The organism is Ilumatobacter sp. (assembly GCF_049588435.1).
Lineage (GTDB): Bacteria > Actinomycetota > Acidimicrobiia > Acidimicrobiales > Ilumatobacteraceae > Ilumatobacter_A.
The window spans coordinates 1-9103 of record NZ_JBAVYV010000312.1 but is presented as its reverse complement, the minus strand read 5'-3'; the positions used below and the strand labels follow the sequence as shown (position 1 = coordinate 9103).

Here is a 9103-nt window from a genome sequence, read left to right as displayed (position 1 = left end):
GCCGACGCGACCGAGGTCAGCCCGTGATGTCGCCCGTACTCGACAGCGCGCTCGACCCGACGATCACCGAACAGGCGTCGACGGCCGATCGCGTCTGGGACCTGTTCCTGTACCTCGCGATCGGGGTCCTCGCGTTCGTCGTCGTCCTGGTGCTCTACATCGTGATCCGCTACCGGCGGCGCGACGACCGGCTCCCTCGTCAGAAGCACTACAACATCCCGCTCGAGGTGACCTACACCGCCATTCCGTTCGTCGTGATCGTCGGACTGTTCGCCGTGACGCTCGTGTCGATCAACGATGTCGACCAGACCAACGACGACCCCGACCTCGAGGTTCACGTCACCGCATTCCAGTGGCAGTGGGAGTTCGAGTACCCCGAATCCGGCGTCCGCATCATCGGTGGCGCCGGTGACGACATTCCCGAGCTCGTCCTGCCCGCCGATTCGTCGGTGTCGTTCGAGCTCGAATCGCTCGACGTGATCCACTCTTTCTGGCTGACCGCGTTCCGGTTCAAGCGGGACATCATTCCCGGCACCGTGACCGAGTTCAGCGTCGACATGGACTCCGACTCGGCCGGTTCGTACCCGAACGCCGGGGTCTGCGCCGAGTACTGCGGTCTCGACCATGCATTGATGCAGTTCTCGGTGCTCGTGCTCGAGCCGGACGAGTTCGACGCGTGGCTGGCCGATCAGCCGACGACGGAGGAGACCACCTCATGACCACCGTCCATCCCGACGTCGACCCGATCGGTGACTCCGGCGGGGACGCTTCCGGCAACTCGTCCGACGGGTCGCTGGGGCGTCACGACCCCGACCGACTCGTCGAGATCGACGATTTCCTCGGCGATCCCGACGCGCACGAACGCGGGCTTCCGCGCACGATCACCGGCTGGCTGACGACGACGAACCACAAGGCGCTCGGCGTCGCCTACATCATCACGTCGATGATCTTCCTCGCGATCGGCGGGGGGCTCGCCGGCGTGATCCGCGCCGAACTGGCCGAGCCGGGGGAGCAGTTCGTCGGGGCCGACACCTACAACAGCGTGTTCACCATCCACGGCAGCGTGATGGTCTTCCTGTTCGCCGTGCCGTTCGGTTTCGGAATCGCGAACTACCTGATGCCACTCCAGATCGGTGCGCCGGATCTGGCGTTCCCGAGACTCAACGCCTTCTCGTACTGGCTGTACGTGATCGGCGGCGTGGTGATGCTGTGCGGTTTCCTCGCGGACGGGGGAGCAGCGCCGTTCGGATGGTTCGCATATCCACCCCTCTCGGGGCTCCAGGGATCCCCCGGGCTCGGAGCCGACCTGTGGATCATCTCGATCATCCTCACGGGCACCTCGGGCACATTGACCGCCGTGAACGTGATCTCCACCGTCACGATGATGCGGACGCCGGGCATGACGTTGTTCCGGATGCCGATCCTGACGTGGAACCTGTTCATCACGTCGTTCCTGGTGCTGACCGTGTTCCCCGTGCTCTCGGGAGCGCTCCTCATGCTCCTCGCCGACCGCACCTTCGGCACACTGTTCTACGCACCGTTCGAGGGCGGATCGCCGATTCTCTGGCAGCACCTGTTCTGGTTCTTCGGCCATCCGGAGGTGTACATCGTCGCGTTGCCTTTCTTCGGCGTGGTGACCGAGATCTTCCCCGTGTTCTCGCGGCGACCGGTGTTCGGATACAAGGGGCTCGTCCTCGCGACGCTCACGATCGGCGCGCTCTCGACCTCGGTGTGGGCACACCACATGTTCGTCACCGACGACATCGTGCTCCCGTTCTTCGCCGCGACGTCGTTCCTGATCGCGGTCCCGACGGGCGTCAAGGTGTTCAACTGGATCGGCACCATGTGGGACGGTTCGCTGAGCTTCGAAGCACCGATGAAGTTCTCGATCGGCTTCCTCGTGACGTTCGTGGCCGGAGGAGTCACCGGCGTGATGCTGGCCTCACCGACCCTCGACTTCCATCTCTCCGACTCGTACTTCGTCGTGGCCCACTTCCACTACGTCATGGGCGGAACAGTGATCTTCGCGATGTTCGCTGCGCTCTACTTCTGGTGGCCGAAGGTCACCGGACGGATGCTCTCCGAGCGACTCGGCACGGTCCACTTCTGGTTGTTGATGATCGGCTTCAACACGACGTTCTTCGTCCAGCATCTCCTGGGACGCGACGGCATGCCGCGACGCGTCGCCGACTACCGGCCGATCGAGAACTTCGAACTCTGGAACAAGATCTCCTCGCTCGGGTTTCTCATCATCGTGGCGTCGATGGTCCCATTCCTGATCGCGGTCGTCAAGTCGTTCCGCAGCCCGGCGACTGTCGGTGCCGACCCGTGGCACGCCAACTCGTTGGAGTGGGCCACCATGTCACCGCCCGTCGAGCACAACTTCACCTGGTTGCCGCCGATCCGTTCCGAGCGTCCCGTCTTCGACCTGCGCTGGATCAACCACGAGGGCGTCGGCGCGCCGCACTCGGTCGACGCCTGGGAGGCTCGCCAGGAGCACGACGAACAATGGCTCCCGCTTCATCAGTGGTCTGCGGCGGACGAGCAGAATCTGACATCGGGCGCGCGCCCGGTCGAACGCGCCGGCGACGGGCAGGGCGAGGCCCCCGAGAGCGTCGGGACCGACGGAGGTGAGGAGTCGTGAGAATCGAAGCGATCCTGTGGACCGGGGTCACCCTGTACTTCGCCGCGATCGGACTGATCTACCTGTCGGTGGGCGGTGATGCGACCGGTGTCGCACTGCTGCTCATCGCGACGGGCCTGGGAGGGCTCATCGCCGGATGGACGTGGCATTGGACCCGGCGCCACGACGAACGCGTCGAGGACCGGGCCGACGTCGATGCGATCGACCACACCGGGGTCGTCGGGGTGTATCCGACCGCGAGCCTGCGCCCCGTCGCACTCGCAGCGGGTACGGCCGCACTGCTGACCGGCGTCGCGATCGGCTCGTGGTTGAGCATGATCGGCCTCGCCGTCGTCATGTCACAGCTGTTGCTCCTCACCCACGACAGCGATACGTGATTCAGCAGGGGCTCCCGTGCTGATCGCACACACGAGCCCAGCCGAGCACGGCGTGATCGTCGGGCTGGGAATGATCGCAGTCGTCGTGTACGGCATCGGTTGGTGGCGCTCCGGGAAGATGTCGGCGTGGCGCCTCGTGGCCTGGTGCGGCGGCGTGACCGCTCTGCTGATCTCGGTGATCCCGGCGATGGAGACCTGGGCGCTGGAGTCGTTCGCCGGGCACATGGTGCAGCACCTGCTGATGATCGTGGTCGCGGCGCCGTTGCTGGTGGTGGCGAACCCGAATCGGGCGATTCGCGCACTCGGCGTGATGCCCGACCGCGTCACCCCCGCCGAACGAAGCGTTGCCGGGTGGTGGCGGTCCAACGGTGCGATCGCCAGCGCCGCGCTGTTCGTCGGGGTGCTCTACATCACGCACCTCACCGCGATCTACGACAAGGCGTTGACCAATCGCTTCGTCCACGACACGGAGCACGTCGCGTACATCGCGAGTGCGATCGCGCTCTGGGCTGCATTGCGCGGAACGGCTCGTCGTGCCGCGCCCGCCCGGATCGGAGCGGTGTTCGCGGTGATCGCGGGAAGCGCGCTGCTCGGGGTCGTCCTGCTGTCGGCGTCGAGCCCGCTGGTGCCCACCTACGAGGCCGTCCGCGGGACGAGGTCGGCGATCGACGATCAGCGCGCCGCGGCGTCGCTGATGTGGGTCGGCGGAATGGCGACGACGCTCCCGCTGCTGTTGATCTCGGTGTGGTCGTGGGCGTCGTCCGAGGAGCGCATCGCCGTGCGCTCCGAGGCCCTGGCGGACCGTCGATCAGACCCCCACGCCCCGCCAACCGACCCCACCCAGCGATCTCGTGAACAGTTCGCGCACGGAGCGCCGGAAGAGTTCACGAGATCGCAGGATTGAGCGGCGGGGTTACAGGCCGCCGGCGATGATGAGGGTCTGGCCGGACACCCAACTCCCGGCCTCGCTGGCGAGGTAGACGGCGGTCGAACCCATGTCGTCGGGCCGTCCGAGCCGTTGGAGCGGGATCCGCTTCGTGGCCATCTGCTCGAGCTGTTCCTCGTTGGTGTCGAGCGCGGTCATCATCACCTCGGTCGGCACGTAGCCCGGCGAGATTCCGTTCACCCGGATCTTCGGGGCGAGTTCGAGCGACATCGTCTTGGTGAGTGAGTTCACGCCGGCCTTGGCCGCTGCGTAGTGACCGCTCCCGGGCACACCGCGGTCTCCGGCGGGGGAGGAGATGTTGATGATCGCTCCGCCGTCGGTCATCCGCTCGGAGGCGATCACCGACGCGCGCCACACCGAGGTGAGGTTCAGGCTGAGACACGACTCCCAGTCGTCGTCGGCGATGTCGCTGAGCGGTGTTCGCAGTGGCGAGCCACCGGCGTTGTTCACCCAGATGTGCAGCCCGCCGAACGACTCGACGGCGGCGTCGGCGAGCGCAACGAGCGCGTCTCGATCGGTCACGTCCGTCGTCACCGCACGAGCATTCCCGCCGGCCGCGACGATCTCGGATGCGACGCGCTCGATGCGGTCGGCATGGCGGGCGGCCACGATGACCGATGCGCCGGCTTCGGCGAGGCTCTTGGCGATGCCCTCACCGATTCCCTGGCCGCCGCCGGTCACGACTGCGGACTTGCCGGTGAGGTCGAAGGGGTTCATGGTGGTCGTCTCCTGGTCTGTCGTCTTCTGGTGTGTCGTCTTCATGTCGGTCGGCTTCGCGTGTTCGGCGGTCTGGCGATCGGGGAATCGTCAGTTCGACTGTGCGATGACCGTCTCACCGAATTCGGCGAGTCGGTCGAGTCCGCCGTCGCCGGCGTAGAAGAAGGCGGGGATCATCACGCGGCCGACGCCGGCCTCGCGCATCTCCTCGACGCCGCGCAGCGGGTCGGCCAGCTGGGCGACGAACATCGCGTTGACCTCGATGTCGGCGGGGTCTCGATCCTCCGCTTCGGCAGCGACCCGGAGGCGTTCGATCAGCCCCTTGAGCCGGTCGATGTCGCCTTCGCCCGGGAAGTAGCCGTCGGCGAGGCGCGCGGCGCGCCGAATCGCAGCGTCACTGTCTCCACCGACGAGCACCGGGATGTTGTCCTGCACCGGTCGCGGGCTGCACGTCGCGGGCTCGAAGTCGACGAACTCACCGTGGAACTCGGCGTGGGGGCCGGCCCACAGCGCGCGCATCGCCGCGATGTACTCGTCGTTGCGGGCGCCACGACGCTCCCACGGGACGCCGAGAGCATCGAACTCCTCACGCATCCACCCGATGCCGAGTCCGAGCTCGACGCGGCCGTTCGAGATGCGGTCGAGCGTCGCAAGTTCCTTGGCGAGGATCAGCGGGTTGCGTTGCGGCACGATGAGGATGCACGTGCCGAGCCGCATCGTCGGGGCCGCGGCTGCCGCGAACGCGAGCCAGATCAGCGGATCGGGAATCGGGGTCTCGGGTTCGGCCGGAATCTTGCCGTCCGCGGTGTACGGATACGACGACTCGATCGACGTCGGCAGGATCACGTGCTCGCCGCCCCACAGGGACTCGAACCCGGACGCCTCGGCGCGTCGGCAGAGCTCGAGCGAGTCGTCCTGCTCCTGGGCGATACTGCTTGCGAATGCGAGTCCGAACTTCATGTGGCTCCTCGATCGTGCCCACGGTCGCGGGGCGTTGTGATGTGACGGGAGCGATCGTAGAACTCGGCGGACGGGCGAACAGAGTCGGAGCCGGGGCAGTGACAGGACCCGTGAGTTGTCGTTCCCGTTGCGAGGAAAGCTTGGATCAGTCGACCGGAGCGGTTGGCTCCGATGCTGGATCCCTGGTGGACGTCTCACGGGTCCTGGCTCGATGATCGCGCTCATCGGCTCCGGACGCAAGGGCGGGATTCTGCGCGAGCCGATCGCGCAGGAAGACGGGGATCGTCATCGGTGCGCCGGCCAGCCGATCGGCGACGGCCTGGCCGTTCTCGTCCCAGATGTGGCAGGTGTTCACGATGCTCTTCCACATCGTGTCATCGGACTGATCGCGGTCGAAGAGGCTGGTCTCCTTCCCGGCCAGTCTTGCTTCGGCCGCGCGCATCGACCAGAAGCACTGCATCGCCACCGGTGCCATCGCGTTGATGAGGGCGGTGACGTGGGTGCAGCCGCGCGGGCCGCCGAACAACGCGCCGACCTGCTTCGTGAAACCGCGACCGATCGACAGGCCGACGAGCTTCTCGTAGTGGGCGGTGATCGACGGGCATTCGTCGTGGGGGTGGGACTCGAACCCGGCCGTCGCGTCGACGATCTCGAGGCTCGGGAACGCCAGCTCGATCGACAGTTGCATGTGGTGCACCGTCAAAGGGTCCGGATCCTCGCGCAGGTACAACCCCGGTGGCTTCTGGTCGCGCATCGCACCCTGGATCAACAGGCGGTCGGCGGACAACCGGAATGCCTCGACCCGGTACTCGCGGTCGTGGAGGATCTCGACGGCACCCTCCGGCGGAGGGGGCAGGATCAGCGTCGTGTCGAACAGCGTCATGTGGCGATGCAAGCAGAGCCCGGCCCGCCGCGCTCAATCGCAACGCGTCGCGACCGATGGCGTAGCGTCGCGATCGACATGAGCACCGATGCCACGACCACCACGACCTCGATCGTTCCTCACGTGGACTACCTCGTCCTCGATGACGGCGAACCGCACCTCGTCGCACACGAGTGCACGTCCTGCGGCGCCCGGTTCTTCGATCGCCGCAACGCCTGCGCCGGGTGTTTCGCGACCGAGTTCACGACCGTCCCGATCGCGACGACCGGTGTCGTCCAGGCGTTCACGATCGTCGCGTTCGCGGCGCCGGGTGTTCCGGTGCCGTTCGTCGCGGCGGTCGTCGACTGCGACGGCACGAGCGTCAAGGGCAACATCATCAACGTCGAGCCCGATCCCGCGAACATCTCGACCGGGATGACGGTTCGCCTCGCGACCTACTCACTCGGCACCGACGACAACGGAGTCGAGGCGATCGGATACGGCTTCGAGCCGGTCGCCTGAACAATCCAGTCTGCACAACTCGACCTGAACAACCCAGCCTGAACACACCGCACGACGAACACCGCACGAAGGATCCACAGAGGAGCACACCATGAGCGCATCGGACGAGGTCTTCATCCTCGGAATCAACATGACGAAGTTCGGCAAGCACTTCGACAAGGACGTCGTCGACCTCGGCGCGGAGGCGATGATGGCCGCCCTCGCCGACGGAGGCGTGACGATGGGCGACATGGGCATTCTCGCCGCGGGCAACCTGATGGGTTCGGGTGGCGTCGGCCAGCAACTCCAGAAGCAGGTCGGCCAGACCGGGATTCCCGTCTACAACGTTTCGAACGCGTGTGCCACCGGCGCGACCGCTCTGCGCACGGCGATCATGGCGATCAAGGCCGGCGAGTGCGACATGGGACTCGCCGTCGGCGTCGAGAAGTTGGCCGGTGCGGGCCTGCTCGGCAGCAGCGACGCCAAGAAGTCCGATACCCACGAATGGGAACCGTCGGGCCGTCTCGGTGCCGTCGCCGGGGTAGACGGGCGGATCGGCAGTGCAACGATGCCCGCTCTGTTCGCTCAGATCGGGATGGAGTACGGCCACAAGTACGAGGGTGTCGATGCCGAACTCTTCGCCCGGATCTCCGAGAAGAACCACTCGCACTCGACGCTCAACCCGCTCGCGGCGTACAGCAAGGCGATGTCGCTCGAGCAGATCATGGGCGACATGATGATCGCCTATCCGAACACGCGACCGATGTGCTCGGCGAACTGTGACGGTGCGGCCGCGGCGGTCGTGGTGAGCGGCTCGAAGCTGCGGACGATGTCGCTCGAACAGCAGCGTCGGGCGATCAAGGTGTCGGCGTCGGTGCTCACGTCGGATCCCTTCGAGGAGGCGTGTCAGATCCTCCCGAACGTGAACACCCTGACCCGCAACGCCGCCACCCAGGCCTACGAGACGTCGGGTGTCGGCCCGGCGGACCTCGACCTCGTCGAGTTGCACGACTGCTTCGCCACTGCCGAACTGGTCCACTACGACAACCTGATGCTGTGCGAGGAGGGCGGCGCAGCCGACTTCTTCAACTCCGGGGCGCCCTGGCGCACCGGTTCGACACCGGTCAACGTGTCGGGAGGTCTGCAGTCGAAGGGCCACCCGATCTCGGCAACGGGCATCGCCAACATCTGGGAGGTCTGCCATCACCTCCGCGGTGAAGCCGGAGATCGCCAGATCGAGGGCGCCAAAGTCGGACTCGCGCACGTCATCGGACTCGGTTCCGCGTGCGGTGTGCACGTCCTCGAGAAGTCGGCGCTCGGCAGCGCCGCCTAACCCTCGTCGTCCTCACGGTCGTCGTCTCCGGCGACCAACGGCAACACCTCGGGAGCGAGGCGCTGCGCGGTCATCAATCCGATCGAGGTCGCCTCGTCGAGTTCCTCAGCGGTCGTCGGCTTCGCGCTCGCGATTGCCGACAGGTCGCGATCGGTCAACAACTGTGTCGGGACGACACGCGCCCGCAACGCTGACGCGGCGCGCCACTCGGTGAGGCGCTCCAACGTCGGATCGATCACCCGCGGTCGACGGAGCGCGGCGGGCAGGGGAGTGGCGACCGGTTCACTGACATCGAGGTCCTCGATGAACGGGCTCGGCTTGCGGGCGTAGCCGGCGCGGCGCTCGGCGCGGCTGAACACGAGGGAGTCGGTGGCACGGGTCGTCGCGACGTACAGCAGGCGAGCCTCTTCGGCCCGGTCGGCGGCCGTCGTCGCCGACTTGTGCGGCATCAGACTGACCTCGAGCCCCGTCACGTGGACGGTGTGCCACTCGCGGCCCTTCGAGCCGTGGAACGTCAGCAGTTCCACGCCGTCCGTCGACTGGTCGTCGAACGGATTCGTGGTCGCGACCCACGACCGGAATTCCGCACCGTCGCCTCGTGGACGATCGCGGAGGAAGTCGAGCAGTGCGGTGGCGACCCGTCGCTCGGCCTCGACGAGTTGAAGTTCGTGCGGGACGCCGGGGCGGGCCTTCGCACGGTCGAGCGCTTCGATGTCGTCGAGCGTGTCGTGGGCCCACGCGCGCAGGCCCGACGGTGACGTGT

General features: G+C 66.7%; 10 protein-coding genes. 6 read left to right on the top strand and 4 right to left on the bottom strand.

What is annotated here, in order from left to right; translation table 11 throughout:
- From coxB to WBV89_RS12070, 4 genes are all read left to right on the top strand, one after another.
- The coding region (coxB, locus tag WBV89_RS12085) for a cytochrome c oxidase subunit II (protein ID WP_423981602.1) at nucleotides 1-719 on the top strand (719 nt) is incomplete at its 5' end.
- Entirely contained in the window at nucleotides 716-2644 is a 1929-nt protein-coding gene (ctaD, locus tag WBV89_RS12080) for a cytochrome c oxidase subunit I (RefSeq protein ID WP_423981601.1), read from the top strand. The genes coxB and ctaD, both read left to right, overlap by 4 nt.
- The gene (locus tag WBV89_RS12075) at nucleotides 2641-3021 is read left to right on the top strand and encodes a cytochrome c oxidase subunit 4 (RefSeq protein WP_423981600.1); all 381 of its coding nucleotides are present in this window, start codon (nucleotides 2641-2643) and stop codon (nucleotides 3019-3021) included. Before ctaD ends, WBV89_RS12075 begins: the two co-directional genes overlap by 4 nt.
- Before the next feature lie 16 nt (nucleotides 3022-3037).
- Nucleotides 3038-3925 carry a cytochrome c oxidase assembly protein gene (locus WBV89_RS12070; RefSeq protein ID WP_423981599.1) on the top strand — a complete coding sequence of 296 codons (888 nt, stop codon included), beginning with the start codon at nucleotides 3038-3040 and terminating at the stop codon, nucleotides 3923-3925.
- 9 nt (nucleotides 3926-3934) lie between these two features.
- Here WBV89_RS12070 and WBV89_RS12065 read toward each other — a convergent pair whose 3' ends face one another.
- The 3 genes from WBV89_RS12065 to WBV89_RS12055 all read right to left on the bottom strand — a co-directional run bounded on the left by WBV89_RS12065 (nucleotide 3935) and on the right by WBV89_RS12055 (nucleotide 6527).
- Nucleotides 3935-4729 (bottom strand): SDR family NAD(P)-dependent oxidoreductase, encoded by a 795-nt coding sequence (locus WBV89_RS12065; RefSeq protein WP_423981598.1) that lies wholly within the window; start codon nucleotides 4727-4729, stop codon nucleotides 3935-3937.
- 45 nt (nucleotides 4730-4774) lie between these two features.
- Entirely contained in the window at nucleotides 4775-5644 is an 870-nt protein-coding gene (locus tag WBV89_RS12060) for an LLM class F420-dependent oxidoreductase (RefSeq protein WP_423981597.1), read from the bottom strand.
- A gap of 145 nt (nucleotides 5645-5789) precedes the next feature.
- Nucleotides 5790-6527, bottom strand: a complete 738-nt coding sequence (locus WBV89_RS12055) for a DUF2889 domain-containing protein (RefSeq protein ID WP_423981596.1) — start codon at nucleotides 6525-6527, stop codon at nucleotides 5790-5792.
- Nucleotides 6528-6605: 78 nt separating this feature from the next.
- Here WBV89_RS12055 and WBV89_RS12050 point away from each other — a divergent pair, with 78 nt between their 5' ends.
- Nucleotides 6606-7028 (top strand): Zn-ribbon domain-containing OB-fold protein, encoded by a 423-nt coding sequence (locus WBV89_RS12050; RefSeq protein ID WP_423981595.1) that lies wholly within the window; start codon nucleotides 6606-6608, stop codon nucleotides 7026-7028.
- Between the two features lie 91 nt (nucleotides 7029-7119).
- Nucleotides 7120-8340, top strand: coding sequence for a thiolase C-terminal domain-containing protein (locus WBV89_RS12045; protein WP_423981594.1), 1221 nt, complete (start codon nucleotides 7120-7122; stop codon nucleotides 8338-8340).
- Here WBV89_RS12045 and WBV89_RS12040 read toward each other — a convergent pair.
- Nucleotides 8337-9103 (bottom strand): 3'-5' exonuclease (locus WBV89_RS12040; protein WP_423981593.1); only part of this gene is annotated, 767 nt, incomplete at its 5' end. The genes WBV89_RS12045 and WBV89_RS12040 overlap by 4 nt on opposite strands.

Bases quoted from the DNA above. Each gene is read 5' to 3' on its own strand.
- WBV89_RS12065 (WP_423981598.1), bottom strand. From the start codon at position 4,729: ATGAAGACGACACACCAGAAGACGACAGACCAGGAGACGACCACCATG.
- WBV89_RS12050 (WP_423981595.1), top strand. From the start codon at position 6,606: ATGAGCACCGATGCCACGACCACCACGACCTCGATCGTTCCTCACGTG.
- WBV89_RS12045 (WP_423981594.1), top strand. From the start codon at position 7,120: ATGAGCGCATCGGACGAGGTCTTCATCCTCGGAATCAACATGACGAAG.
- WBV89_RS12055 (WP_423981596.1), bottom strand. From the start codon at position 6,527: ATGACGCTGTTCGACACGACGCTGATCCTGCCCCCTCCGCCGGAGGGT.
- ctaD (WP_423981601.1), top strand. From the start codon at position 716: ATGACCACCGTCCATCCCGACGTCGACCCGATCGGTGACTCCGGCGGG.
- WBV89_RS12060 (WP_423981597.1), bottom strand. From the start codon at position 5,644: ATGAAGTTCGGACTCGCATTCGCAAGCAGTATCGCCCAGGAGCAGGAC.